Annotated in this window: 21 protein-coding genes and 1 pseudogene; 15 read left to right on the top strand and 7 right to left on the bottom strand. The window is 65.9% G+C overall.

Annotation, left to right across the window (positions count from 1 at the left end; genetic code table 11):
* Nucleotides 1–27: 27 nt before the first annotated feature.
* From ACVMB1_RS19455 to ACVMB1_RS19440, 4 genes are all read left to right on the top strand, one after another.
* A complete protein-coding gene (locus ACVMB1_RS19455) occupies nt 28–1,725 on the top strand; it encodes an NAD-dependent malic enzyme (protein WP_456848931.1) in 1,698 nt (565 codons plus the stop codon).
* Nucleotides 1,726–1,973: 248 nt separating this feature from the next.
* Nucleotides 1,974–3,656, top strand: coding sequence for a gamma-glutamyltransferase (ggt, locus tag ACVMB1_RS19450; protein WP_456848929.1), 1,683 nt, complete (start codon nt 1,974–1,976; stop codon nt 3,654–3,656).
* A gap of 288 nt (nt 3,657–3,944) precedes the next feature.
* On the top strand, nt 3,945–5,291 hold the full coding sequence (locus ACVMB1_RS19445; RefSeq protein WP_016842171.1) for an MFS transporter: 1,347 nt from the start codon (nt 3,945–3,947) through the stop codon (nt 5,289–5,291).
* Nucleotides 5,292–5,312: 21 nt separating this feature from the next.
* Entirely contained in the window at nt 5,313–5,687 is a 375-nt protein-coding gene (locus ACVMB1_RS19440) for an SPW repeat protein (protein ID WP_229191981.1), read from the top strand.
* Between the two features lie 85 nt (nt 5,688–5,772).
* On the opposite strand, the gene ACVMB1_RS19435 is transcribed toward ACVMB1_RS19440, so the two are convergent.
* Nucleotides 5,773–6,045 (bottom strand): hypothetical protein, encoded by a 273-nt coding sequence (locus ACVMB1_RS19435; protein ID WP_283070194.1) that lies wholly within the window; start codon nt 6,043–6,045, stop codon nt 5,773–5,775.
* A gap of 209 nt (nt 6,046–6,254) precedes the next feature.
* On the opposite strand from ACVMB1_RS19435, the gene ACVMB1_RS19430 reads away from it, so the two are divergent.
* Nucleotides 6,255–6,479: a hypothetical protein gene (locus ACVMB1_RS19430; protein WP_456848927.1), complete on the top strand. Its 225-nt coding sequence runs from the start codon at nt 6,255–6,257 to the stop codon at nt 6,477–6,479.
* Nucleotides 6,480–6,546: 67 nt separating this feature from the next.
* Here the strand turns inward: ACVMB1_RS19430 and ACVMB1_RS19425 are convergent.
* Nucleotides 6,547–7,249, bottom strand: a pseudogene (locus tag ACVMB1_RS19425) (fumarylacetoacetate hydrolase family protein).
* A gap of 153 nt (nt 7,250–7,402) precedes the next feature.
* Here ACVMB1_RS19425 and ACVMB1_RS19420 point away from each other — a divergent pair.
* A complete protein-coding gene (locus tag ACVMB1_RS19420; protein ID WP_456848925.1) occupies nt 7,403–8,581 on the top strand; it encodes a dipeptidase in 1,179 nt (392 codons plus the stop codon).
* Nucleotides 8,582–8,587: 6 nt separating this feature from the next.
* Here the strand turns inward: ACVMB1_RS19420 and ACVMB1_RS19415 are convergent, their stop codons facing one another.
* Both ACVMB1_RS19415 and galE read right to left on the bottom strand, forming a co-directional pair.
* Nucleotides 8,588–10,399: an ABC transporter ATP-binding protein gene (locus ACVMB1_RS19415; protein WP_456848923.1), complete on the bottom strand. Its 1,812-nt coding sequence runs from the start codon at nt 10,397–10,399 to the stop codon at nt 8,588–8,590.
* Between the two features lie 109 nt (nt 10,400–10,508).
* A complete protein-coding gene (gene galE / locus ACVMB1_RS19410; protein WP_456848921.1) occupies nt 10,509–11,522 on the bottom strand; it encodes a UDP-glucose 4-epimerase GalE in 1,014 nt (337 codons plus the stop codon).
* Between the two features lie 132 nt (nt 11,523–11,654).
* Between galE and ACVMB1_RS19405 the strand changes: the two genes are divergently transcribed.
* Nucleotides 11,655–12,701, top strand: a complete 1,047-nt coding sequence (locus ACVMB1_RS19405; protein WP_456848919.1) for a glycosyltransferase family 4 protein — start codon at nt 11,655–11,657, stop codon at nt 12,699–12,701.
* On the opposite strand, the gene waaF is transcribed toward ACVMB1_RS19405, so the two are convergent.
* A complete protein-coding gene (waaF, locus tag ACVMB1_RS19400; protein ID WP_456848917.1) occupies nt 12,683–13,747 on the bottom strand; it encodes a lipopolysaccharide heptosyltransferase II in 1,065 nt (354 codons plus the stop codon). The two genes, ACVMB1_RS19405 and waaF, sit on opposite strands and share 19 nt — an antisense overlap.
* Before the next feature lie 135 nt (nt 13,748–13,882).
* Between waaF and rfaD the strand changes: the two genes are divergently transcribed.
* From rfaD to ACVMB1_RS19370, 6 genes are all read left to right on the top strand, one after another.
* Complete coding sequence (gene rfaD, locus ACVMB1_RS19395; RefSeq protein ID WP_225644507.1) at nt 13,883–14,863, top strand: ADP-glyceromanno-heptose 6-epimerase; 981 nt, start codon at nt 13,883–13,885, stop codon at nt 14,861–14,863.
* Between the two features lie 18 nt (nt 14,864–14,881).
* The gene (gene rfaE1 / locus ACVMB1_RS19390) at nt 14,882–16,354 is read left to right on the top strand and encodes a D-glycero-beta-D-manno-heptose-7-phosphate kinase (protein WP_456848915.1); all 1,473 of its coding nucleotides are present in this window, start codon (nt 14,882–14,884) and stop codon (nt 16,352–16,354) included.
* A gap of 8 nt (nt 16,355–16,362) precedes the next feature.
* Complete coding sequence (locus ACVMB1_RS19385) at nt 16,363–17,643, top strand: O-antigen ligase family protein (RefSeq protein WP_456848913.1); 1,281 nt, start codon at nt 16,363–16,365, stop codon at nt 17,641–17,643.
* A gap of 84 nt (nt 17,644–17,727) precedes the next feature.
* Complete coding sequence (locus tag ACVMB1_RS19380) at nt 17,728–19,641, top strand: SDR family NAD(P)-dependent oxidoreductase (RefSeq protein WP_456848911.1); 1,914 nt, start codon at nt 17,728–17,730, stop codon at nt 19,639–19,641.
* A 48-nt stretch (nt 19,642–19,689) separates the two neighbouring features.
* Nucleotides 19,690–20,904, top strand: a complete 1,215-nt coding sequence (locus tag ACVMB1_RS19375; RefSeq protein WP_456848909.1) for a glycosyltransferase family 4 protein — start codon at nt 19,690–19,692, stop codon at nt 20,902–20,904.
* Nucleotides 20,901–21,842 (top strand): NAD-dependent epimerase/dehydratase family protein, encoded by a 942-nt coding sequence (locus tag ACVMB1_RS19370; protein ID WP_456848907.1) that lies wholly within the window; start codon nt 20,901–20,903, stop codon nt 21,840–21,842. Before ACVMB1_RS19375 ends, ACVMB1_RS19370 begins: the two co-directional genes overlap by 4 nt.
* 5 nt (nt 21,843–21,847) lie before the next feature.
* Here ACVMB1_RS19370 and ACVMB1_RS19365 read toward each other — a convergent pair whose 3' ends face one another.
* Both ACVMB1_RS19365 and ACVMB1_RS19360 read right to left on the bottom strand, forming a co-directional pair.
* Nucleotides 21,848–22,858 carry a glycosyl transferase gene (locus ACVMB1_RS19365; protein WP_456848905.1) on the bottom strand — a complete coding sequence of 337 codons (1,011 nt, stop codon included), beginning with the start codon at nt 22,856–22,858 and terminating at the stop codon, nt 21,848–21,850.
* A gap of 10 nt (nt 22,859–22,868) precedes the next feature.
* Nucleotides 22,869–23,897, bottom strand: coding sequence for a lysylphosphatidylglycerol synthase transmembrane domain-containing protein (locus tag ACVMB1_RS19360; protein ID WP_456848903.1), 1,029 nt, complete (start codon nt 23,895–23,897; stop codon nt 22,869–22,871).
* Between the two features lie 352 nt (nt 23,898–24,249).
* Here ACVMB1_RS19360 and ACVMB1_RS19355 point away from each other — a divergent pair, with 352 nt between their 5' ends.
* Together ACVMB1_RS19355 and ACVMB1_RS19350 are read left to right on the top strand one after the other, a co-directional pair.
* Entirely contained in the window at nt 24,250–25,662 is a 1,413-nt protein-coding gene (locus ACVMB1_RS19355) for a mannose-1-phosphate guanylyltransferase/mannose-6-phosphate isomerase (RefSeq protein WP_456848901.1), read from the top strand.
* A 250-nt stretch (nt 25,663–25,912) separates the two neighbouring features.
* The gene (locus tag ACVMB1_RS19350) at nt 25,913–26,929 is read left to right on the top strand and encodes a Gfo/Idh/MocA family oxidoreductase (RefSeq protein WP_456848899.1); all 1,017 of its coding nucleotides are present in this window, start codon (nt 25,913–25,915) and stop codon (nt 26,927–26,929) included.
* The last annotated feature ends 30 nt before the right edge of the window (nt 26,930–26,959 follow it).

Here is a 26,959-nt window from a genome sequence, read left to right as displayed (position 1 = left end):
GGCGTTTCGCATTGAGGGGACCTTGCCATGTCGGAGTCATCAGGAGCTTTTGCGACCACTGCGCTGAGCGGCTACGAGCTGCTGGCCGATCCGCAGCTGAACAAGGGCACGGCGTTCTCCGAGGCCGAGCGCGAGGCGTTCGACCTGCACGGCTTGCTGCCGCCCAATATCTTGACGCTGGACGAGCAAGTCTCGCGCCGCCTCGAGGCGCTCCGTGGCTTTGAGACCGACATCGAGCGCTATGCCTTTCTGCGCGAGCTGCAGGACACCAACGAGACGCTGTTCTACGCGCTCCTGGTCGGCAACCTGGAAGAGCTGTTGCCGATCGTCTACACGCCGACCGTCGGCGAGGGCTGCCAAAAATTCAGTCGGCTGTTCCGCAAGCCTCGCGGGCTGTTCCTCAGCATCCCACATCAGCACCGGATCGACCGCATTTTCGCCCATCCGCGCTTCGATCAAGTCGAGGCGATCGTGGTGACCGACGGCGAGCGCATCCTCGGCCTCGGCGACCAGGGCGCCGGCGGCATGGGCATCCCGATCGGCAAGCTCGCGCTCTATACCGGCTGCGGCGGCCTGCATCCGGCAACGACGCTGCCGATCATGCTCGACGTCGGCACCGACAATCCCGATTGCCTCGCCGATCCGCTCTATGTCGGCTGGCGCAACGAGCGCGTCCGCGGCCAGGCCTATGACGACTTCATCGAGGCGTTCGTCGCGGCGGTGGTGAAGCGCTGGCCGCGCGTCCTGCTGCAATGGGAGGACTTCGCCAAGAACAACGCGACGCGCATGCTCGAGCGCTATCGCGACCGGCTCTTGACCTTCAACGACGACATTCAGGGCACCGCGGCGGTGGCGACCGGCGCCTTGCTCTCCGCGATCAACGTCACCGGCGTGCCGCTCACCGAGCAGCGCGTCGCCGTGCTCGGCGCGGGTTCGGCCGGCTGCGGCATCGCCAGCCTGATCCGCGCCGCGATGGTCGATGCCGGCCTGTCCGAGAGCGAGGCGGCGAAGCGCTTCTTCATGGTCGACCGCGACGGGCTGCTGCTCGAGGGTATGAGCGGGCTCGCCCCGTTCCAGCTTCCGTTCGTGCAGAACAGGCAGGCGATCGCGGGCTGGCAGCTCAGCCATCCCGACAAGATCGCGCTGCTTGACGTCGTGCGCAACGCGAGGCCGACGGTGCTGATCGGCGTCTCCGGCCAGGCCGGCGCTTTCTCCGAACCGATCGTCCGCGCGATGGCCGAGTGCAACAAGCGGCCGGTGATCTTCCCGCTGTCCAATCCGACCTCGCGCGAGGAGGCGACGCCGGTCGATATCGAGGCGTGGACCGAGGGGCGGGCGCTGATCGGCGTCGGCAGCCCGTTCCCGCCGATCATGCGCGACGGCGCGCGCTTCAAGGTCGACCAGACCAACAACTCCTACATCTTCCCGGGGGTCGGCGTCGGCGCGCTCGCGGTCGGTGCCAGCCGGGTCAGCGACGGCATGTTCATGGCCGCCGCCAAGGCGCTGGCCAGCGTCTCGCCGGCGCGCGACAACCCGAAGCACAATCTGCTGCCGCCGGTCAGCGCGTTGCGTGACGTCTCGCAGACCGTGGCGCTTGCGGTCGCGCTGCAGGCGCACAAGGAGGGATTGGCGAGGGACGTTCCGATCGACCAGGTCGAGGCGCGGATTCACGCCAAGGTCTGGACGCCGCGCTACGTGCCGTACCGCCGCAGCGATCGGGCTTAGAGCTCGGCGCGGCGGCGCGGCGCGATCTTCCGCGCCGCGCGCGGGCCGCATCGATTTTGCGACCATCATGATGGGGGTGGGCCGGGCTCGACCCCGCTCGCGTCTACTCGACGGGCTTGACCGAAGTAAGAATTTTCTTCAATCTTGGTATGCCAAATGCCAGTGCGGTCTGGGATTTGGACGTCGCGGTGTCCGCAGCCCGCGATCGCACAACATCGACGCAACGAGGAAACGGGGAGGGAAGTCGAATGGCCAATCTTGGCATGTCGCGCAGGGAGTTGCTGATCGGGTCCATGCTCACGGCGGTCGCCGCGGCGGCGCCGCGACCGCTCCGGGCCCTCGCCAATACGGGCGCGCTGGCGCGATCGAAGATTGGCATGGTGACGAGTCCGCACGAACTTGCCACGCAGGCAGGGCTCGAGGTGCTGCGCAAGGGCGGCAATGCGATCGAGGCGGTCATCGCCATCGGTGCCACGCTGTGCGTGACCTATCCGCATTTCAGCGGCCTCGGCGGCGACAGCTTCATGGTGATCAGCGACCGCAAGGGAAATGTGCGGACGCTGTCCGGTGCAGGTCAGGCTGCGCTCAACCTGCCGAACTACAGCGGCTCGGTCCCGATCCGGGGGCCTGGGTCGGCGCTGACCGCGGCCACGACCGTCGACGTCTGGGACCAGGCGTTCGATTTCAGCCGCAAGTCCTGGGCCGGAAAGCAGAGCTGGGCGTCGCTGTTCGAGCGCCCGATCGAATACGCCGGCAAGGGCTTCCCGGTCACGCCGTCGCAGCGCTTCTGGCAGGACATGGAAGCGAAGAACCTGAAGGACTGGCCCGACATCCAGCGCATCTTCATGCCCGCCGGCCGGATGCCTGAAATCGGCGAGCCGCTGGTCCAGCCTGAACTCGCGAAATCGCTGGAGATGCTGGCGGCAAATGGCGGGCGCGATTTCTACGAAGGAAAGCTCGCCGCGCGCATTGCGGCCGGACTGAAGCAGATCGGCTCGCCGCTGACCGCCGACGATCTGGCACGCTGCCGCGCGCGCGACGAGACGCCGTTGCGCGTCGGCTATCGCGGCGGCGAGCTGCTCGGGCTGCGCCCGCCGACGCAGGGTCTCACGACACTCGAGATCATGGGTATCCTCGACCGCTTCGAGCTCGCGAAATATCCGGAAGGGAGCGCGGACTACTATCACCTGCTGGTCGAAGCGGTGAAGCAGGCCTTCATCGACCGCAGCCGCTACATCGGCGATCCGGAATTCGTCGACGTTCCGGTCAATCAGCTGCTCTCGGCGAGCTACCTCGACGCGCGCGCGAAGGCGATCAACCTCGAGAAGGCGATGCCGTGGCCGCACGTGTTCAAGAAGGGCGACACGGTTTATCTCGCCGCGACCGACCGGGACGGCAATTGCGTCAGCATGCTGCAAACCGTCTACTACGATTGGGGAAGCGGCATGGTGGCCGGCGACACCGGCATCATCTGGCACAACCGCGGTGCGTCGTTCAACCTCGACCCGGCGAGCCCCAACTGCCTCAAGCCGGGCAAGCGGCCGTTCCACACGCTCAATCCGGGAATCTACCTCAAGAGCGGACGGCCGCATCTGCTGTACGGCACGCAGGGAGCCGACGGGCAGCCGCAGACGCTCGCGGCGGTGCTGACCAGGCTGATCGACTACAACATGGATCCGCTTACCGCGCTGTCGCGACCGCGCTTCCTGCTCGGCAAGACGTTCTCCGATGCGCGCGACAGCCTGAAGCTGGAGAAGGATGCCGGTGAAGAGGTCTTCAAGGCGCTCGCCGGGCGAGGCCACGAAATCAGTCCGATACCAGCCCAGAGCCCGCTCGCAGGACATCCGGGTGCGATCCGGATCGACGCCGACGGAAGCATCACCGGGGCGCATGATCCACGCAGCGACGGGCGGGCGCTCGGGCTGTCATGAGACGAAGCGCGGTGGATTGACGAAGCCGCCCGGCGGCTGCCGGGCGCATCCGGCAGCCATATGCGAAGCATGGTCCGCCGGTGGGCGAGCGGTGGCGGACGACGCCCTCGACGCTTTGCGATCTGTCGCTCGCCATGGCCGACTGAAGGCCGACTAAAGTTCAAGCCTCGACGGTCCGTCCCTTGGAACTTTCCGGCGCGCCTTATCGTTTGTGCTCAAACAAACCACAGTCAATATCCGTCCGGGGGCTTGTGCGAGGGAGACACCTCCATGGCAAGATTTGGCCCAATGCTTGGTCTGACCCCCGGCCTCGACGCCAACCGGCTCACACCATCCGAACATCAGCTGCAGATGCGCCGTGCGGTGATCGCCTCCACCGTCGGGACCGCGATCGAGTGGTATGACTTCTTTCTCTACAGCACCGTCACCGGCCTGGTTTTCGCAAAACTGTTCTTTCCGCATTCCGATCCCTGGGTCGGCACGCTCGAGGCCTTCGCCATCTATGCGGTCGGCTTCGTCGCGCGGCCGATCGGGGCTGCGATCTTCGGGCACTATGGCGACCGCATCGGCCGCAAGTCGACGCTGATCGCGACGCTGCTGTTGATGGGACTGGCGACCGCGGCGGTCGCATTGGTGCCGACCTATTCCAGCATCGGCATCTGGGGTGCGGTGATCCTGACCGTGTTGCGCTTCATCCAGGGCGTCGGCGTCGGCGGCGAATGGGGCGGCTCGGTGCTGATGTCGATGGAATGGGCGCGCAACGATCGCTCCCGCGGCCTGATCGCCTCATGGCCGCAATTCGGCGTGCCCTGCGGACTGTTCCTCGCCAATCTCGCGGTGCTGGCTTTCAGCCAGATGTCGGGCGACCAGTTCCTGTCGTGGGGCTGGCGCATTCCGTTCGCGCTCAGCATCGTCCTGGTCGGTGTCGGCCTCTACATCCGGCTCGGCATTCTGGAAACGCCTGTGTTCAGCAAGCTGCTGGCCGAGCGTCAGCTCGACCGCACGCCGATGCTGACGGTGATCCGCGATCATCCGAAGGAGATCCTGCTGTCCGCCTTCGCGCGGATGTCCGAGCAGGCGCCGTTCTACATCTTCACCGCCTTCGTGTTCTCCTACGGCGTCGGAACGCTGCACGTGTCGCGTGACTTCCTGCTGACCGCGGTGCTCGCGGCCTCGGTGCTGTCGTTCGTCTCGATCCCGCTGTGCGGGCACATCTCCGATCAGATCGGCCGCAAGAACATGTACATGATCGGCGCTGCCGTGACCGGCGTGTTCGGCTTCATCTATTTCGCGATGCTTAACACCGGATCGGAAACGATCATCTTCCTTGCGATCTTCCTGTCGCTGATTCCGCACGACATGCAGTACGGCCCGCAGGCGGCCCTGATCGCAGAGAGCTTTACTGGTCGCCTGCGCTACAGCGGCGCCTCGCTAGGCTATCAGCTTGCTTCCGTGATCGCCGGCGGTCCGGCACCGCTGATCGCGACCTGGCTGTTCGGCACGTTCCATTCGGCGACCGCGATCGCGGCCTATATCGCGGCTTGCGCAATCATCACGCTGGTCGCGACCGCGATGATGACCGACTACACGGGCAGGGACATCAATGCGCCCGAGGCGCATCAGCAGCGGGTTTGAGTAGCAAGGGAGCAATCGATGATGAAGTGGCGAAAAGAATCCGCGCTCGATCTCTATAACCTCATCGCAGCGATTTTCCTGCTCGCTGCGCCGTGGCTGTTCGTGCGGGCCAATCCGACGGCGGCGATCGATCTCAGGATCAGCGGCGCGGCGATCGCGATCATGTCGCTGGCGGCGATCGTCGCGTTCTCGATCTGGGAAGAATGGATCAACCTGGTCGTCGGATGCTGGCTGATCGTCTCGCCGTGGCTGCTCGGCTTCACGCATACCCGCGCGATGCATTTTGCCATCGCCGCCGGCGCGGTGGTGGCATTCATGGCGCTGCTCGAGCTGTGGCTCGAATACGAGAAGACGCATTTCGGCCCGGCGGCGCCGCAGGCCGCCGAAAGGCAGTAGGATCCGCCGCCGGCGAGACCGAGGGGTGTGGCTCTTTGAGCATGACCTCCTCGGAAAACCGCTTCGCGCTTTTCCGGATCATGCTCTAGCAGCCGCGGCAAATCCCCTTGATCTTGCGGTCGACGATCGCGTCCTCCTGATCGATGATCTGCTGCGATGTCGATGTCGTCGCCGGAATATCGGCGGCGCGCGGCTGGCGATGGCCGACCGGCGCCGACCACGGCCTGCTCGCGGTTTCGTTTGACGCGTAGGCGCGGGGCTGCTGGACCGCCGCCTGTGCGAAGCAAGCGGTCGCCATTGCCGCGGACATAATCGCAGCCAAGCCAAGTCGTACGCCGGGTCGTTGAAGATCGATCATGAAAACCTCCATATCGTCGTCGCCGCGTTTTGCGCGCGGCCTTGATGACATTGAGTGCCCCGGTCGTTCCGGTATTCCCCGCTCCATCCGATGTGATCGGGCGCTCGCGGCGCGGTGATCGCGCGTGATGAAATAATTTCGGGGCGCTCGCGGTCCTTGATCACAGGAGCCGAGCTAGGTCGGCTTCACCCACCGTACGGAGAAATCCCATGACCAAATTGACCCTCGCGGCGCTTGCGCTGGTTGCCGCAGCCGCCTGTTCGGCGCAGGCGTCGGCCGCCGGCAACAACGCTGCGGTGCGGCGCGCCAAAGCTTCGATGACGACAACGACGGTCAGCAGCAAGACCACCGATTGCGTGCGCGCGCCGAAGGTTGGATCGTTCGCGACCGCTCCCTTCACCGAGCCGCCCTGCATGCCCGGCACGATGCGCTGATGGCGCACAGCAAAAAGCCCCGGACCTGAGGTCCGGGGCTTTGGGCCTTGCCTCGTTCCTGAGGCGGTTATTCCGGCTTGCCGATCGTCACCGCGAGCTTGCCGACGCCGTCGACACCGCATTCGAGCTTGTCGCCCACTTGCAGCTGCGAGACGCCTGCGGGCGTGCCGGTCATGATGATGTCGCCGGCGGCGAGCTTCACCTGCTGCGAGAGCTGCCAGATGATTTCAGGCACGTTCCAGATCAGCTCGGTGAGGTCGCCCTTCTGGGCTTCCTTGCCGTTGACGGTGAGCCAGATCTTGCCCGCGGTCGGGTGGCCGATCTTCGCGGCCGGCTGGATCGCCGAGCACGGCGCGGAATAGTCGAACGACTTGCCGATCTCCCAGGGCCGCTCCTTCTTGCGCGAGGCGATCTGCAGGTCGCGGCGGGTCAGGTCGATGCCGACGGCATAGCCGTAGACATGCTCGAGCGCCTTGTCGGCGGGAATGTTCAGCCCGCCGCTCTTCATCGCCACCACTAGCTCGACCTCGTGATGCAGGTCCTTGGTCAGCGGCGGATAGGGGATGATCGCGCCATCGGGCACCAGCATGTCGGCATGCTTACCGAAGAAGAACGGCGGCGCGCGCTCGTCATTGCCCATCTCCCTGATATGCTCGAGATAGTTGCGGCCAACGCACCAGATTGCGGCGGACCGGATAGGTGCCGGATTCGCCGACGACGGGAAGCGAGGGCTGCGGGGGAAGCGGAATGACGGTGGATGCGGCGTTCATGAACGGGTCCCGGAGGGTTGAAGGAGGGAGCGCGGGCGGTATTTACGCGCTTACGCCGCTCAGGGCTAGTGGCTGCGGCTGCATCCGGCGCAGAGGTGAGGCCAGCTTTCCGCCGAGCGCAGCCGCCTTTGGTCGACAAAGGCGGTGGTGTCCATGAGGAAATGGCTTTCGATCGGCCTGGCGCTGGTCGCCGTGGTCCTGATCGCCGCCGCCGTTCGCTTTTTCACGGTCGTCCCGGAGCGGATCGACCGGGCGCAGAACAGGGTCCAGCGCGTGGCGCTGGATATCACGCCCGCCGCTACGGCCCTGCAGGCGTCGCTCGACGTGGCGGACATGCATGCGGACAGCCTGCTGTGGAAGCGCGACCTGATCGCGCGATCCGATCGCGGCCATATCGACCTGCCGCGCCTGATCGAGGGACACTACGCGCTGCAGGTGTTCTCGTCGGTCACCAAGTCGCCCAAGGGCCAGAACTATGATGCCAACGGCGCCGACACCGACACCATCACGAACCTCGCCATCATCGATCTGCAGCCGCCACGGACGTGGTTCTCGTTGCTGCAGCGCTCGCTGTGGCATGCCGAGAAACTGCGGAGCTTCGCCGAACAGTCCGCCGGACGGCTGCGCCTGATCGCAACGCCGGCCGACCTCGATCGCCTGCTCGCCGACCGCAAGAGCGGCGCGACGGTGGTTGGCGGCATGCTCTCGATCGAGGGTTTGCAGGACATCGAGGGCAATATCGCCAATCTCGACGTGCTCTACGCCGCCGGATTCAGAATGGCCGGTCTCGCGCACTTCTTCGACAATGATGTCGCGGGCTCGATGCACGGCGTCGCAAAGGGCGGACTGACGCCGCTCGGCCGGCAGGTGGTGCAGCGGATGGAGGCGATGGGCATGATCGTCGACCTCGCGCATGCGAGCCACGCGGCGGTCGCCGAGGTGCTGGCGATGGCGACGCGCCCGGTGGTCTCGAGCCATGGCGGCGTTCAGGCGACCTGCAAGGTCAACCGCAACCTCACCGACGACGAAGTCCGGGGTGTCGCGCGGACCGGCGGCGTGGTCGGCATCGGTTTCTGGCAAGGCGCGGTCTGCTCGCTCGATCCGAACAACGTGGCGCGGGCGATCGCGTATGTCCGCGACCTGGTCGGGATCGACCATGTCGGCCTCGGCTCGGATTTCGACGGCTCGACCACCACGGGCTTCGATGCCAGCGAGATCGTCGCCGTGACCCAGGCGCTGATGTCGCGCGGGTTCTCGGAGGACGACATCCGCAAGGTGATGGGTGGCAATGTCCTGCGCGTGCTGCGCGCAGGCATTGCCCGGAGGGGATGACAGGCTCTAGCCGGTGGCGCTGATCGGCGCCAGCGCCAGCGGCGACGGGTCGTGGTGGTGCTGCAGGCGGAAGAACGAGGCGTAGCGGCCGCCGCGGCGCAGCAGCTCCTCGTGCCGTCCGCGCTCGACGATCTCGCCGCTCTCGACCACCAGGATCGCATCGGCATGCATGATGGTGTGCAGGCGGTGCGCAATCACGATTGTGGTGCGGCCCTGGCAGAGATGCTCGATCGCTTCTTGCACCTGCTTCTCGGACTCCGAGTCGAGCGCGGCGGTGGCCTCGTCGAGCAGGATGATCGGCGCGTTCTTGATCAGCGCGCGGGCGACCGCGATGCGCTGGCGTTGCCCGCCGGACAGCTGGGTGCCGTGCTCGCCGACCGGCGTGTCGTAGCCGAGCGGGAAGCTCATGATGAAGTCGTGCGCGCAGGCGGCCTTGGCGGCGTCGACGATCTCTTGCTCGGTGGCGCCCTGCTTGCCGAAGGCGATGTTGGCGCGGATGGTATCGCGGAACAGATAGACGTCCTGTCCGACATAAGCGGTCTGCTGCCGCAGCGACTTGCGCGATACTGACGAGATCGGCTGTCCGTCGATCAGGATGTCGCCCTCGTGCGTCTCGTAGAAACGAAGCAGCAAGGCCAGCACGGTGGATTTGCCGCCGCCGGAGGGGCCGACCAGCGCGGTCACCTTGCCAGGCTCGGCCACGAAGCTCATGCGGTTCAGCACCGGCTCGCCCGGCCGATAGGCGAAGCTGACGTCGCGCAGTTCGATCTGCGCCTCGGAGAGTTTCAGCGCAGGCTTGCCGTCATCGGACTGTTCGCTCGCCGGGCTATCGACCACCTCGAGCAGCATCCGCGCGCCGACCAGCTGGCTGTTGAGGTCGATGTTGAGCCGCGCCAGCCGCTTGGCCGGCTCGGTCGCCATCAGGAAGGCGGTCAGGAACGTGAAGAACTGGCCCGGCGTGGAACCGAGCGCCACCACGCTGTAGCCTCCATACATCAGGCAGCCGGCGACGGCGAAGCCGCCGAGCATTTCCATCAGCGGATTGGAACGGTTGGCGACGCGCGCCATCTTGTTGGCATTGCTCTCGACGGTTGCGATGTGCTCGTCGATCCGCTGCTGCATGGTGCCTTCCAGCGTGAACGCCTTCACGGTGCGGATGCCCTGCAGCGATTCCTGCATCGTCTCCATGATGTCGGCGGTGCCGGTGAACTGGTTGTAGGCGAGCCCCTTGATCCGCTTCACCAGCCTGCGCAGCATCAGCATCGCCGGCGGCACTGCCACGAGCCCGATGAACGACATCAGCGGGTCCTGCCAGACCATGACGGCGACCATGCTGATCAGCATCAGGAAGTCGCGGCCGATCGCATTGACCAGCATGTTGAGTACGTCGGTGATCGACTTGGCGCCGGCGGTCAGCCGCGCCAGGAATTCCGACGAGTGCCGTTGCGAGAAGAAGCCGATGCTCTCGCTCATCAGCTTGGCGAACAGTTGCCGCTGGTTGCTGGCGAGGATGGCGTTGGAGATCTTGTTCAGGATCACCATGTGGCCGTAGGTCGCCACGCCCTTGATGAACAGCAGCACCACCGTGATCCCGGCGAACATCGCGATGCCGGGGATGTTCTTGTCGACATAGGCCTGGTTGATCACCTGCCCGAGCACGTAGGTGGCGCCGGCCGTCGAGCCGGCAGCAACGGCCATCAGGGCGAACGCTGTCAGATAGCGCCGCCAATAGGTAATCCCTTGTTCCATGACCAGGCGGCGAATCAGGATCGCCGCGCCATAGGGATCGTCGGTGATTTTCTTCGGAAACTGGGCCATCCGCGTTCCATTGACGGCGGGCAGCGCCGGCCGTCAGGGTTGCGGGACCTACTTGCCCGCTTGGCGGGGCTTTTTCAAGCACAATAACTGCTTGATAACGGTTTGTTTTTTAGGCCGATTCCGCCTGTCGCGCGGAGCCCGCGCGCTCCCGGAACAGCTTCTCCTCCCAGGCCAGCGCGTGGCTCGCGATGGTCTCGAGATCATCGTAGCGCGGCGTCCAGTCGAGCAGCGAGCGGATCCTTGTCGTGTCGGCCACCATGGTCATGATGTCGCCGGGCCGGCGCGCGGCGTAGGCGACCGCGAAATTGCGCATCGAGACCCGGCGCACCGCCTCGATCGTCTCGAGCACGGAATAGCCGCGGCCATAACCGCAATTCATCGTCACCGATTGCCCGCCGGCGCGCAGATAGGATAGCGCCGAGCGATGCGCCTCGACGAGGTCGCTGACATGGATGAAGTCTCGGATGCAGCTGCCGTCCTGGGTCGGATAGTCGGTGCCGAACACGTCGATCTTGGCGCGCTGGCCGGTCGCGGCCTCGACCGCGATCTTGAGCAGATGGGTGGCGCCGATGGTGGCAAGGCCGACGCGGCCCTTCGGGTCGGCGCCGGCGACGTTGAAGTAGCGCAGCACGACGTAGCTCATGCCATGAGCGGATGCGACGTCGTGCAGCATGATCTCGGTCATCAGCTTCGACGAACCGTAGGGCGACAGGGGACGCGTCGGTGCGATCTCCGGCACCGGCACCTGGTCCGGATTGCCGTAAACGGCCGCGGTCGAGGAGAAGATGAAGCGGCTGACGCCGCCCTTCACCGCCGCGTTGAGCAGGCTGCGCGTCGTCATAGTGTTGTTGCGGTAGTAGCCGAGCGGATCGCGCATCGAGTCCGGCACCACGACGGAGCCCGCGAAATGGATGATGCTGTCGATGCCGTGCTGGGCGATCACGCCCTCGACGAGATTTTCGTCGCCGGCATCGCCGATGAACAGCGCCACGCCTTCGGGCAGGAACGCGGAGAAGCCGGTGGAAAGGTTGTCGATCACGACGACGCTCTCGCCGGCATCGACCAGCGCATGAACCATGTGACTTCCGATATAGCCGGCGCCGCCGGTCACGAGCACGGTCATGGATAGAGCTCTCCCGATGTTCTTTAACTGGCGATGCTAGCGGGAGTGCGGTGAAGAGGGGGTTTCGCCGCGGCCCAACTGGCCACTATGCTTAATGTTGCGTATAGGAACTGGCACGAAACGGAGACTTGAGTGCCGATCGAGAACACACCTGCCCGCGAGCTCGAGCTCATCGTGCCCAATCTGCACCGACGCTATTCGGGTGTCACCGCGGCCAACCGCATGGTCGCGCCGAAGCTCGCCAAAATGTTCCGCGCAGGCTGGCTCGGCTCGCATCGGCCCGACGGCATCGACGCGATCGGATTCGCCGATCTCCTGCGGCTGTGGCGGCGCGCATCGCCGCTGATCTGGCACGCGCGGCGCAACGACGAGATGATCGTCGGGCTCGCGCTGCGGGCGCTCGGCTGGCCGCTGAAACTGATCTTCACCTCGGCCGCGCAGCGCCACCACACCTGGCTGACGCGCTGGCTGATCCGCAACATGGATGCGATCATCGCCACCAGTCCGCTGTCGGCCTCCTACCTGAAGCGTGACGCGACAGTGGTGATGCACGGCGTCGACACCGATCGTTATGCGCCACCGGCCGATCGCGCGGCAGCCTTCGCCGAGAGCGGATTGCCGGGGCGCTATGCGATCGGCTGTTTCGGGCGGGTGCGCGCGCAGAAGGGCAGCGACGTCTTCGTCGAGGCGATGTGCAGGCTGCTGCCGCGCTATCCCGATTTCACCGCCGTCATCGTCGGCGCCGTGGTGCCGGAGCAACTCGCCTTTGCCAACGAGCTGAAGCGGAAGATCGAGGCGGCCGGGCTGCAATCGCGCATCGTCATCACCGGCGAACTGCCGATCGAGGATGTCGTGCGCTGGTACCAGCGGCTGACGATCTACGCCTTCACCTCGCGCAATGAAGGTTTTGGCCTGACCCTGATCGAGGCGATGTCGGCAGGCGCGGCGCTGGTGGCGGCGCGCGCGGGCGCGGCCGAGTTCGTCGTCGAGGACGGCGTCACCGGCGTGCTGACGCCGCCTGGCGATGCCGACGCGCTGGCGGCCGCGCTGGAGCCCTTGATGCGCGATCCGGCAGCGGCCGCGGCGATGGGGGCGCGGGCGCGGCAACGAGTTGTGGATAAGTTCAGCCTCGATGCCGAGGCGAACGCGATCGCCAAGGTCTACCGCGCGCTGACCTGAGCCAGCACGCGCTGCGCAATCTCCACGACCTCTTCGGGGGCGATGTCGCGCATGCAGCGATGATCGTTCATGGTGCAGACCGTGCGCTGGCACGGCTGGCACGACAGCTTGCTCCTGGTCTGCAGCACTGTCGCGGCGAGGCCGTTGAGGGGCGCCCAGAGATAGGGATCGGTCGGGCCGAAGATGCCCATGGTCGGCGTGCCGATTGCGGCGGCGATGTGCATCAGGCCCGAGTCGTTGGTCACAGCGACGCTGGCCGCGGCCATCGCAAGAATGCCGTTGCGCAGATCGGTGCTGGTGAGGTCGCGGACCCGCGCGCCGCCGGCTGCCGTGATCTCCTGCGCCAGCGCCTTCTCGCCGGGGCCGCCGACCACCCAGACGTCGAAGCCGCGTTCGGCGAACAGGCGCGCGGCCTCCGGATAATAGGTCCAGCGTTTCGAGGCGCCGACCGAGCCGGGGCCGAGCGCGATGGCGGGACCGCGGCCGAGGCCGTTAGCCTGCCGCCAGCGTTCGATTTCGTCCGTGGGAACCCGAAGCTGCGGCACCGGCCATTCCGGCGGGCGGGCAGTGCCGTCAGGCAGTGCCAGGATCGCGTTCTTGTCGATGAAGCGCGGCTGCTGCTTTTCACCCCATCGCATCGCGTTGATCAGGCCGAACCGCACCTCGCCAAAGAAGCCGACCCGTTCCGGGATGCCCGCCAGCGCCGGCGCGAGAGCGGCCTTCCAGGTCCGCGGCAGCACCAGCGCGGTGGCGTAGTTCCGTCGGCGAAGCTCGGCCGCGAGGGCCTGCTGCTGGGCCAGCGCCAGCCGGCTGCGCGGCAGGTCAGACACGATCCCGGCGCGAACATCGGGCATATAATCGACCAAAGGGGCGCAAAGCCTGGACGTCAGAAGGTCGATCGGCCGGTTCGGCCAACGCTTGCGGAGCACCCTGACCACGGTGTGGCCGCGCACGAAATCGCCGATCCAAACATAGGGCACCACGAGGATCGGTCTGGTATCCCCGGCATCCTGTGTTTCGATATCAGATATTGAATCAATATTCATTTCTAAATAGGCCAAGGCCGATTGGGCGCGGCCAAGTCGGTAACCGGTTCGCGATGAGAGGTAAAGCCGTCGTTGCCTGCGACGCGGGAGTGGGGCAAAGCTGACGGCTGCAAAGGAATCTGGCGGGATTTCATCATGTTTCTGGTAACCGGGGGCGCCGGTTTTATCGGATCGAACGTCGTGGCCGCGTTGAACGACGCCGGGCGCAGCGACGTCGCGGTCTGCGATCTGCTTGGGCAGGACGGCAAGTGGCGGAACCTGGCCAAGCGCCAGCTTGCCGATGTCGTTCCGCCGGCCGAGCTCGGCGACTGGCTGAAAGGGCGGCGGCTCACCGCCGTGATCCATCTCGGCGCCATTTCCGAGACTACGGCAATCGACGGCGACCTGGTGATCGAGACCAATTTCCGTCTCTCGATGCGGCTGCTCGACTGGTGCACGGCGAATGCCACGCCGTTCATCTATGCCTCCTCGGCCGCGACCTATGGCGACGGCGAACAGGGGTTTGACGACGACGCGTCGGTCGAGGCGCTGAAGCGGTTGCGGCCGATGAACCTGTACGGCTGGAGCAAGAACCTGTTCGACCTTGCGGTCGCCGAGCGCGCGGCGAAGGGCGCGCCTCTGCCGCCGCAATGGGCCGGGCTGAAATTCTTCAACGTGTTCGGCCCCAATGAATATCACAAGGGCCCGATGATGAGCGTGCTGGCGCGCCGCTTCGACGACATCAAGGCGGGCCGCGTCGTGCAGCTGTTCAAGTCTCATCGCGAGGGCATCGCCGACGGGGATCAGCGCCGCGACTTCATCTATGTCGACGATGTCGTGCGGGTGATGATGTGGCTGATCGCGACGCCGCGGGTCTCCGGGCTGTTCAATGTCGGTACCGGCAGGGCGCGCAGCTTCAAGGACCTGATCGTCTCGGCCTATGGCGCGCTCGGGCTGGAGCCGAACATCCAGTATGTCGACATGCCCGAGCAGATTCGCGGCAGCTACCAGTACTTCACCCAGAGCGTAGTCGATCGTCTCGGGCGCGCCGGATACAATGGCGGTTTCACCCGCCTGGAAGACGCAGTCGGGGCCTATGTGAAGGGCTTTCTCGACCGCGCGGATCGCTATCGCTAGAGCGGATGACGGTGACTGATGTTCGATTTTGAAGCGATCTCGCGTGCGATGTCCGGCCAGACCGTGCTGTGCGTCGGCGACCTCATGCTCGACGAGTTCGTCTACGGCGAGGTGTCGCGAATCTCGCCGGAGGCGCCGGCGCCGGTGATCGCGGTCAGGCGCAGCGAGACCAATATCGGCGGCGCCGGCAACGTCGCGCGCAACATCGCCGCGCTTGGCGGGCGCTGCATCTTCGTCGGCCTGATCGGCGAGGACGCCGCCGGCGCGGTGCTGGCCGAGGCGCTGGCGAAGGAGCCAGCTATCGAGACCGTGCTGGTGCGCGACGCCGCCCGTCCGACCACGCGCAAGGTGCGCTTCGTCTCCGAGCAATTCTCGACCCACATGCTGCGCTCCGACTGGGAGCTCGCCGCGCCGGCCGCGCCGGCCATCGAGCAGCAGCTGATCGACGCGATCCTGCCGCGGCTTACGCAAGCCGACATCGTGCTGCTGTCGGATTACGCCAAGGGCGTGCTCACCGCGCGGGTGATCCGCAATGTGATCGACGCGGCGCGCCAGGCGCAAAAGCGCGTCATCGTCGACCCCAAGAGCGCCAATCTCGCGATCTATCGCGGCGCGACCGTGCTGACGCCGAACCGCAAGGAATTCGCCGAGGCGACCCGCAGCCGCGCCGACAGTCAGGACAGCATCGCGCAGGCCGCGCCCGATGCGATGTACCTCGCGGATTGCGAGGCGATGCTGGTGACGCAAGGCGAGCGCGGCATGACGCTGGTGACGCGGGGCGGCGAGTCGATCCATGTGCCGGCGCTGCCGGTCAAGGTGCGCGACGTCTCCGGCGCCGGCGATACCGTTGCCGCGGCGCTGGCGCTGGCGCTGGCTGGCGGCGCCGACTGGGAGGGTGCGCTGCGGATCGCGAGCGCAGCGGCGGCGGTTGCGGTCGGCAAGACCGGTACCGCGATCGTCAAGTCCGCCGAATTGCGCCGAAGGATCCTGCCGCACGCTTCGCTGGCGGCCGAGGAGAAGATCGTCCCGGCCGGCGGCGACATCGATGCATGCCTCGAGGAGTGGCGCAGGCAGGATCTGCGCATCGGCTTCACCAATGGCTGCTTCGACATCCTGCACCCCGGCCACGTCAAGGTGCTGACCGCCGCGCGCGGCGCCTGTGATCGCCTCGTCGTCGGGCTGAACAGCGACGCCTCGGTGAAGCGGCTGAAGGGCGAGGGCCGTCCGGTGCAGGACGAGCGCGCCCGCGCCGAGGTGCTGGCGGCGCTGGAAGCCGTCGACCTCGTCGCGATCTTCGAGGAGGACACCCCGATCAATCTGATCACGCAGGTGCGGCCGAGCGTGCTGGTCAAGGGCGGCGACTATACCCGCGAGCAGGTGGTCGGCCACGAGATCGTCGAAGCCGCCGGCGGCGAGGTGGTGCTGGTCGAGATCCTGCCCGGCCACAGCACGACGTCGCTGGTTGCGCGGGCCCGTGAGGGCAAGGCGTGAGCGCAAGCATGGCATCCCCGGCAGGCGCCGCGGCGTGTCCGGCCTGGCGCGATCCGGCGCGCTGGCAGACCGCGACCGATGTGGTCGCGGTCCTGATCGCGCTGTCGCTGCCGTGGTCGACCTCGCTGGTCGGCATCTTCGGCGTGGTGCTGCTGATCGCGATTGCGCCGACGGTCGATCTGAAGGCGTTCTGGGCGCTGCTGAAGCGGCCGATCTGCCTGGCGCCAGTCGCGTTGTTTTGCCTCGCGCTTGTCGGCACGCTCTGGTCGGACGCGGCCTGGGGCGCGCGATTCTACGCGGTCGGGCCGACCGCAAAGCTCCTCGTGCTGCCGGTCCTGCTCTATCATTTTCAGCGCTCGGCCCGCGGGACCTGGGTGTTCGTCGCTTTCCTGGTCTCCTGCACGCTGTTGATGCTGATGTCCTGGCTGGTGCTTGCCTATCCGCACCTCGCGCTGAGGGCGCCTGCGCCGGGTGAGCAGGGAGTTTTCGTCAAGAACTACATCGACCAGAGCCAGGAATTCACCTTGTGCGCGGTCGCGCTGGCCTATCCGGTCGTGATGCTGCTGCGGGCCAAACGCATCCTGCCGGCCATGTTGCTGATTGCGATTGCGCTCAGCCTGTTCGCCAACATGGCGATGGTGGTGGTATCGCGGACTGCATTGGTGACGGTTCCGATTATGTTCGCGGTGTTTGCGCTGCTCCATCTGCGCTGGCGCAGCATCGTCCTGATCCTTTGCGCGGCCGCTGCGTTAGCCGTGGTGGCGTGGTATGGCTCGCCGCAATTGCGCTCGACGGCCGAGTCGTTCGAGCGCGACTACAAGCTCTACATGCAGCGCAACGAGCCGACCTCGGTCGGTCTGCGGCTCGAATTCTGGCGAAAGTCGCTCGGCTTCTTCGCCGAGGCCCCGGTCATCGGCCATGGCACCGGAGCGACCCGGGGCCTATTCGAGCGCGTGGCAACGGGTGGTGTGACCCAGGCCTCCGGCGAGGTGATCGGCAACCCTCACAATCAAACGTTGAACGTCGCCGTGCAGTGGGGCATTGTGGGTGTAGCGATCCTGTATGCGATGTGGCTGCTGCACCTCTTGCTGTTCCGCGGCGACGGCCTCGTCAACTGGATCGGGCTTCTCGTCGTGGTACAGAATATTTCTAGTTCGTTGTTTAATTCACACATCTTCGACTTTCATGAGGGCTGGATGTATGTGCTGGGCGTCGGAGTTGCGGGCGGCATGGCGTTGAAGGGGCAATTGCGGGCCAATATGGAACCCGAACCTCCTGTTCGCCCATGATCGCTGGCAAGGGCTCTGCAGATACGCTATCAGCCTGCCAATGTCCCATCGCGAACTCCCAGTTGCCGGCAACCCGTCCGTTAGATGACGCGCCTTTCACAATTCACCCTGCGCAATTTCCTGATTTTGGTGCATGACGCGCTCGCGACGACGTTTGCGTTGCTGGCGAGCTTCTATCTGCGTTTCGAGGGCAGCCTTCTCACCGATCGACTGCCGCATCTGCTGCTCATCCTGCCCTGGTTCGTGCTGTTCAGCGTTTTCGTCAGCTATTTCTCCAATCTGACCACGGCGAAATGGCGCTTCACCTCGCTGCCGGACGCGGTGAATATCCTGCGGGTCGCAGCCGTGTTGACGCTGGCACTGGTCGTGCTGGACTACGTCTACTTCTTCACCGGAACGAATTCGCAAAGCCCGGTGTTCCTCGGCCGGGTCACGATCATCCTGTTCTTCTTCCTCGAGGTGTTCGCGCTGAGCGCGTTGCGCCTCGGCTACCGCTATTTCCGCTATTCGCGCACGCGGCTGCATGCTCGATCCGACAATGCCGCATCGGCGCTGCTGGTCGGACGTACGGCCGATGCCGAAGTCGTGCTGCGCGGCATCGAGAATGGCGCCATCAAGCGGCTCTGGCCGGTCGGCGTGCTCTCGCCCTCGGACGCGGATCGCGGCCAGATGATCCGCAACATTCCCGTGGTCGGAGGCGTCGACGACATCGAGGCCGTGATTCGGGATTTCGAGAGCCGTCAGCGGCCGATCAAGCGCGTCGTCATGACACCCTCGGCCTTCGAGCCAGACGCGCATCCGGAGAGCGTGCTGATGCGCGCCCGGCGGCTCGGCGTGATGGTCAGTCGCCTGCCGTCGCTGGAGGGCGGCGACGCGCCGCGACTGACCAATGTCGCCGTCGAGGACCTGCTGCTGCGCCCGAGCCAGAAGATCGACTACGCGCGGCTCGAGACGCTGGTGAGGGGCAAGTCGGTCATCGTCACCGGCGGCGGCGGATCGATCGGCGCCGAAATCTGCGAACGGGTCGCGACCTTCGGCGCCGCGCGCCTCCTGGTCGTGGAGAACTCGGAGCCGGCGCTCTATGCGGTGACCGAGGCGTTGTCCGCGCGGGACTCCGGTCCCGAGATCGAGGGCCGGATCGCCGATATCCGGGATCGCGAGCGCATCACGCGGCTGATGAGCGAGTTCAAGCCCGACATCGTGTTTCATGCCGCGGCGCTCAAGCATGTGCCGATCCTGGAGCGAGACTGGAGCGAAGGGGTCAAGACCAACATCTTCGGGTCGGTGAACGTGGCCGACGCCGCGCATGCCGCGGGCGCGAGCGCGATGGTGATGATCTCGACCGACAAGGCGATCGAGCCAGTGTCGATGCTGGGCCTGACCAAGCGGTTCGCCGAGATGTATTGCCAGGCGCTGGACCATGACCTGATGACCGAGGCAAAGGGCAGGCCGCACATGCGGCTGATCTCGGTGCGGTTCGGCAATGTGCTGGCGTCCAATGGATCGGTGGTGCCGAAATTCAAGGCGCAGATCGAGGCCGGCGGACCGATCACGGTGACCCATCCGGACATGGTTCGCTACTTCATGACGATCCGCGAGGCCTGCGATCTCGTGATCACCGCAGCGACGCACGCGGTGACGCCGGCGCGGCCCGACGTCTCGGTCTATGTGCTGAACATGGGGCAACCGGTGAAGATCGTCGATCTCGCCGAGCGGATGATCCGTCTGTCGGGCCTGCAGCCCGGCGTCGACGTCGAGATCGTGTTCAGCGGCATCCGTCCCGGCGAGCGGCTGAACGAGATCCTGTTCGCAAGCCAGGAGCCGACGCTCGAGATCGGCGTTGCCGGCGTCATGGCGGCCAAGCCGAACCAGCCTCCGATGTCGACGCTGCGCAAGTGGCTCGCGGCGCTGGAGGATGCGATCGAGAGAGATGACCGTGTGACCATCCGCGCCGTCCTTCAGGACGCCGTGCCCGAGTTCGGATCGAATGCCGCCTGACCGCGCCGTTCTGCGGACGCCGAGACAGGACCGTTTCGAAAGCCATTGATGCGTAGTTCTCGAAAAGTCGTGGTCGTCAGCCAGCACTATCCGCCGGACCACAGCACGACCGCCGCGATCATGTCCGCGATCGCCGAACGGATCGCGCAGGAGTCCGAGGTGATGGTGGTCTCCGGGATGCCGGGCTCGGCGCGGGCGCCGGCGCCCGGGCGGCCCGCCGTCGTCGAGATCAGGAACTGGCTGCCGGGAAAGGCGGCGCTGATCAAGCGCGCGCTGGCCGAGGCGCTGTTCACCGGCCGGATCTTCTTTGCGCTGTTGTCGCGCCTGAAGCGGGGCGACGTTGCGCTGACGGTGACCGCTCCCTTCGCGCTGCCCTATGCGGTTGCCGCCGCGGCAAGGTTGAAGGGGGCGAAGTCGGCGCTGATCCTGCACGACCTGTTTCCCGACGTGCTCGTGATGGCCGGGCTGCTGCGGCCGTCCTCGCTGGTCGCGCGGGCGATGCGCGCGATCAACGCGCTGATGTTCCGGGGCCTGAACGCTGTCATCGTGATCGGCCGCGACGCCGAGAAGCTGCTGCTGCGCTATGGCGGAATGACACAGGACAAGATCAGGTTCATCCCGAACTGGGCCACGCTCGCGCCCGGCAACCGTCCCGTGAGCCCCGACAATCCGTTTCGCAAGGCCATCGACGCCCGCTTCGTCGTCGGGCTGTCCGGCAATCTCGGCTTCACCCACGATCCGGACATCGTCTTCCAGGCCGCGCGGCTGCTGCGTGACGAAGGCGAGATCCATTTCCTGCTCTCGGGATGGGGCATCGGCTTTGCGCGGCTCAAGGAGCTGCAGGCCACCGCGCGGCTTGCCAACGTCACGCTGGTCGACCGCGTCGCGGACAGCGAGCTCGATGCGCTGCTCTCCAGCGCGGACGTCTGGCTCATTCCCTATCGCAAGGACGTCGCCGGCGTGTCGGTGCCGAGCCGGTTCTACAATCTGCTCGCAGCCGGCCGCCCCGTCATTCTCGTCTCCGAGCCCGAGGCCGAGGCCGCGCTCACCGTCAGCGAAAACCGGCTGGGCTGGGTCGTCACGCCGGGAAGGCCCGATCAACTCGCCGATGCCATCCGCCAGGCGTCGCGATCGCAGGACGCCGAGATGGCCGAGCGCGCGGTCGCGACCGCGCGGAACTTCAGTCCCGAGCGGGCGCTCGCGAGCTACGCTGCGCTGGTCCGGGAGCTGCTATCCAATCGCGATGTGGAGCGGACGGTATGAATGATGGTCGCCGGACGGTTCTGGTCACGGGCGCCAGCGGCTTTGTCGGCCGCCACGTGGTGCCGGTATTGGCGCGCAACGGCTGGGTGGTGCGACGCGCGGTGCGAACGCCGCCGCAGGATGCGAACGACGTGACGATCGGCTCGCTCAGCCCGGTCACCGATTGGAGCGCCGCGCTCGATGGCGTGGACGCGGTGGTTCATCTTGCGGCCCGCGTTCACCAGCAGTCCGACGAACAGGCGATCGAGCTCTACCGCAACGTCAATATCGAGGGCACGCTGAATCTGGCGCGCTCCGCGGCCGCCACCGGCGTGCGCGATTTCATTTTCGTCAGCACCATCCTTGTGCATGGGCGCAGCAATTACGGGCGTCCTCCGTTTCGCGAGGACGATGTCCTGACACCGCGCGGCCTCTACGGAAACTCGAAGGCGGCCGCCGAGGTTGGCTTGAAGGAAATTGTGCCGGGCAGCGGCATGAGGGTGACCGTGATCAGGCCGCCGCTGATCTACGGCGCCGGCGCGAAGGGAAACTTCGCGTTGCTCAAGCGTGCCGTGATCAATCGCATGCCGCTACCGCTCGCGTATGTGAAGAATCGCCGCGCGTTCGTGTCGGCGGAAAACCTCGCGTCGTTCATCTTGCACCGGTTGTCGCACCCGGGAGATGATTTCGACGTGTTCCTGGTGGCTGACCGCGAGCAGGTCTCGACGCGGGAATTCGTCGAGCGGCTGGCCCGGGCGGCGGACACCTCGCCGCGTCTGTTCTGGCTGCCGGCGCCGCTGTTGAAGATGGCGCTCGGCATCAGCGGCCGCAAGGAAGCCTATGACAGCCTGTTCGCCTCGCTTGAGCTTGATCTTTCCAAGATCGCGGGCACCGGATGGCAGCAGCCGATCAGCCTCGACGAGGGGCTGCGGCGCGCGCTGCGTCAGACGGACAGCTGAGGCGATCAGAGCGGTCGCGAGAACCGCCGCAACTGCCAGGCGACGGCGAGCGCGCCGGTCAGCAGCAGCGCGATGTCTGCGGTGCGCGAATTGAGGGCGACCGATGCGAATGCGAGCAGCGCCAGCGCCGCATTCAGCGCAAACACCTCGCCGACGACGCGCCACACCGTGAATCCGTTGTCGGTCGCGCGCTGGTAGAAGTGCGCGCGATGCGCGGCCCAGAACGGCTCGCGCCGCGCCATGCGGCGAAACAGCGTGACCGTCGCATCCGTCAAATAGTACAGTGGCAGCAGCAGCGCGGCGGCGAACTGCCGATGCAGGGCGAGCTCGAGCAGGCACCAGCCGAGCAGCAGGCCGATCGGCAGGCTGCCGACATCGCCGAGGAATATCCTTGCGACCGGTCGGTTGAACGGCGCGAAGCCGAGCAGCGCGCCGCACAGCGCCGCCGCGACCAGCGCGGGAGCTGCGGGGAGATAGCCGAAGCTGCCGAGCAGGGCGATCGCCACGGTGATCGGCACAGCCTCGGCCGCGGTCATCAGGTCGAGCCCGTCCATGAAGTTGACGAGGTTCACGAACCAAAGGCCGGCGATCAGCAGCAGGCCGCGTTCGAGCCAGAGCGGGCCGGCCGGAACCAGCCTGAGACCATCAGGCGCGGAAAACACCACGGCCGCAACGGCGGCGGCCTGCAGCAGCAGCCGCGGGACGACGGGCAGCGAGCGGATGTCGTCGGCAAAACCCACCACCGCGATGAACAGGCAGGCCGCGAACACGATGAAGGGAATCGTCAGGTCCTGCGATCCGGCCAGGACGATGACGATCCCGCCCGCCAGCAGCGTCGCCGCCGTGACCGCGATGCCGGCACCCTGCGGCGTTGGAATACGGTGCGACGAGCGCGCATTCGGCTTCGCCAGCGCCACACGCAGCAGCAGCGGCCGCGTCGCCTGGATCAGGACAGCCGAGATCGACGCAGCCAGAACCGCCGCGATCAATGACAGGAGGATTTCGAAAGCGCTCATTCTGGTCCGGCTATTGCGATCCCGGGACTCGCGATTGCGATCCCGGGATTCGCGATTGCGATCCCGGGATTCGCGATTGCGATCCGGGGACTTCGATCGGTTCTGTGCCCTTGGCGGCCTTTTCCGGGCTCAGGATCCAGACCAGGCCGCCAAACACGCCAACCACGAACGATACCGCGCCGAATAACAGCGAGATGTTGACGCCTTCATTGGCGATCAATCCGGCGTAGCCGAAGGCCAGCGCCATCGTGGCCTCGCGTACGCCCCAGCCCGCGATCGAGATCGGCATCATCGTGATCAGCATCACCGGCGGCAACAATTGGAATATCTGGCCGAAGGTGACGGGCGCGGTGATCGATTTCACCACGCACCAGGCGATCACGACGGTCACCACGTGAATGGCGATCGAGAGAATTGCGACCCTCAATCCGCGCTTGCGGCTGAACAATACCCGGTTCGCGATGACCGCGCAGGCGTGGATGTGATGCGTCGCCCACCATTGCTTCAGCCAGACCCAAGGCAACACGCCGATCAGCAGGAAGCCAAATCCGGCCGCGAGTGCGGCGAGGTCGAGAAGCAGCAACGCCATCCAGCCGTGGGAATCAGAAATCAGCCGATAGCTCCAGGGCAGGGTGGCGGCGATGACGACGGCGAGGGCGATCAGCCCGATCGCGCGGTCGACGAAAATCGAATAGGTGGCTGCGCGCCAGCCCGCACCGGCGTGCGCGACGAGCCAAAGCCGGACCGCGTCGCCGCCGATCGAGGACGGCAGTGTCTGGTTGAAGAAGGTGCCGATCACATTGAAGCGCATGGCCTGGCTGGTCTCCAGCGGGGCTCCGCACTCCACGCTGATCTCCCGCCAGCGCAACACCCCGAGGAAGATCTGCAGGAACGTGATCGCGATCGCGAGGCCGAGCCAGCCCAGGCTCTCGACCTGGATACGGGCGGCAAGGTCGTACGGATTAACCTTGCGCAGCGAGAAATAGAGCAGCGCTGCCGAGATCAGGATCTTGACGGTCGAAAGCAGGATTCGGCGCATTTCCGTTCGCGCTGCCAGGTTTCAGAATGTGTCAAAAACAGCGCAAAACGCTTTCGCGCGCCCAAATTCGCCGCCTTGGTATGGTTTCCGCGCCGATCTGGCAATACCCGTACTGGTCCCTATTGCGGCAGGCGCGAAGGGGTGGCTAAAGGGGCCGGAACGGGGGACGGCCGGCCACTCACCGGGGGTTTACGTTACCGGTAAAATCCGACCAGACGCGCGGGGGCGCGTGCTACTGCTTGGATAGTGCTTTCGAGGCAACAGGGTCGCCGGCCGCGACGGCCCGGGCCGATTTGGTGTGTCGTCCGCAGGCGGATACGACAGGACTTGCACGACAGGATTTGAGGCATCGATGGATCGACGAATTATTCCCCTGATCATGTGCGGCGGCGCAGGCACGCGATTGTGGCCGGCGTCACGCGAGGTGCATCCGAAACAGTTCCTGTCGCTGTTCGGGGCCCGCTCGACCTTCCAGGAGACGCTGCTGCGAGTCTCCGACGCCGGCCTGTTCGAGCGTCCGATCGTGATCACCAACGAGGCCTATCGCTTCATGGTGCTGGAGCAGCTGGCCGAGATCGGCCGCGAGGCCGACGTGCTGCTGGAGCCGATGCGCCGCGACTCGGGGCCGGCGATTGCGGCCGGTGCGGCGTTCGCGCAGAGCCGCGACAGCGAAGCGATCGTGCTGGCGCTGGCCGCCGACCATCTTGTGCGGGACACGGCGGCCTTCGTTGCCGCCTGCCGCGGCGGATTGGTGGCTGCGGACGCCGGCCGCATCGTGACGTTCGGCGTCAAGCCGGAGCGGCCGGCCACCGAATACGGCTACATCAACCCGGGTGAGGTGGTCGCCGGCGAGGTGCGCGCGGTGGCGAAATTCGTCGAGAAGCCGGATGCCGCGACGGCGGCGGGCTATATCGATGCGGGTTATCTCTGGAACAGCGGCAACTTCATGTTCCGCGCCGGCGTGCTGCTCGACGAGTACCGCAATGTCGATGCGGACAGCGTGGCCTCGGTGGAGCAGTCGGTTGCGTCGGCGGCGCGCGATCTCGGCTTCGTCAAGCTCGATGCGCAGGCCTTCGGCGCGGCAAAGGCGATCTCGATCGATTACGCGGTCATGGAGAAGACATCGCGTGCCGCGGTGGTGCCGGTGGCGTGCGGCTGGTCCGACATCGGCTCGTGGCGCCAAGTCTGGGAGCTGTCGGACAAGGACAGCTTCGGCAACGCTGCGCGCGGCACCGCGGTGTTCGAGGACTCCCGCAATTGTAACGTCTCGACCGACCGGGCGCTGGTTGCGCTCGAAGGCGTCGACGATCTCGTCGTGGTCGCGACCCAGGACGCCGTGCTGGTGTCACGCCAGAAGGACGCCAACGGGCTGAAGCGGCTGGTCGCGAAATTGAAAGTGGCGGCGCCAGAGGTGACCGAGAATCACATCAAGGTGCATCGCCCCTGGGGCTCCTATCAGTCGGTCGACAATGGCGATCGCCACCAGGTCAAGCGCATCGTGGTCAAGCCGGGCGGACGGCTATCCCTGCAGAAGCACCATCACCGCTCCGAGCACTGGATCGTGGTGCGCGGCACCGCGCAGGTCACCGTCAACGAGCTGATCAAGACGGTGCACGAGAACGAATCGATCTACATCCCGATCGGCGCGGTGCACCGGCTGGAGAATCCGGGCAAGATCCAGCTCGAGCTGATCGAGGTGCAGACCGGCAGCTATCTCGGCGAGGACGACATTATCCGCATCGAGGATGACTATCGGCGCACCTGAGGCGAACGGGCCCGCGCTCAAGATCGAGTCGCGGGCGATGTAACTCTTTGAATCAAAACGTGTCCGGATTTCGCCGTTGGCATTCGCCACATTTGTGACGCCGTGCTATAGCGGCTGCCAACGAAGCGGGTCGTGATTTGCGCCAAAGGCGCGGATCGGACAGAGGGGCCTTGGTGCTGATTCCCTCGGAGCCGGGATGGCTCCCTGAGAAGCCGGGACAACCGCCAGAACGTTACTTGGGGTCTACGATATGAATTCAAAAGTGTCCGCGGCCGGCGCGAAAGCCGATATCGGCCGCGCATTGCGCGTCGGCGTGATCGGCGCCGGCGTGATGGGCAGCAACCATGCCCGCGTGCTGGCCGGACTGCCCGGGGTGCTGCTGATCGGCATCGTCGATCCGCTGCCGGAACATCGCACCCGCGCCATCGACCTGGTCGGCTGCCGCGCCTTCGAAAGCCTCGATCAGCTGTTCGCCGAGGGCATCGATGCGGTGACGATCGCAGCTCCCACCCATCTGCATCACGAGATCGCGCTCGCCTGCATCGCGCGCAACATTCACATCCTGGTCGAGAAGCCGGTCGCATCCACGGTCGAAGAGGGCCGCGAGATCGTCGCGGCCGCCGAGCGGGCTGGCGTCACGCTGATGGTCGGCCATGTCGAGCGTTTCAATCCGGCGGTCGCCGCAATCAAGCAAGCAATCTCGGGCGAAGACATCCTGTCGATCGGCATCACCCGGGTCGGCCCGTTTCCGCCGCGAATGTCCAATGTCGGCGTCGTGATCGATCTTGCCGTGCACGACATCGACCTGATCCGCTGGTTCACCGAGTCCGATATCGTCGAGGTGCAGCCGCAGCTCTCGAGCGCCGTCGCCGAGCGCGAGGACATCGCGCTGCTGCAGTTCCGCACCGCTTCCGGCGTGCTCGCCCACATCAACACCAACTGGCTGACGCCGTTCAAGGCGCGCAACGTGACGGTCGCAACCCGCGGCAAGTATGTGATGGGCGATCTGCTCACGCGTCAGGTCACCGAATGTTTCGGCTTCAAGCCGGACGGCAGCTATTCGATGCGTCACCTGCCGGTCGGGCATGACGAGCCGCTGCGCGCCGAACTGATCGCCTTCCTCGATGCCGTACGCGGCGACAAGCTGCCGGCGGTGTCCGGCGACGAGGGCGTGGCGAGCCTCGAGATCGCGATCCGCTGCCTGGAATCGCCCGCGCGGCCCGCCGCCTCGACGATGCGCAAGGGGCCGCGCCGCATCGCCAGCTAATTGCAACTTGAAAACACGCGCGAAAGCTTC

The sequence above is a fragment of the Bradyrhizobium sp. USDA 4504 genome, from assembly GCF_054063995.1.
This window is presented reverse-complemented; position numbering and strand designations above follow the sequence as displayed.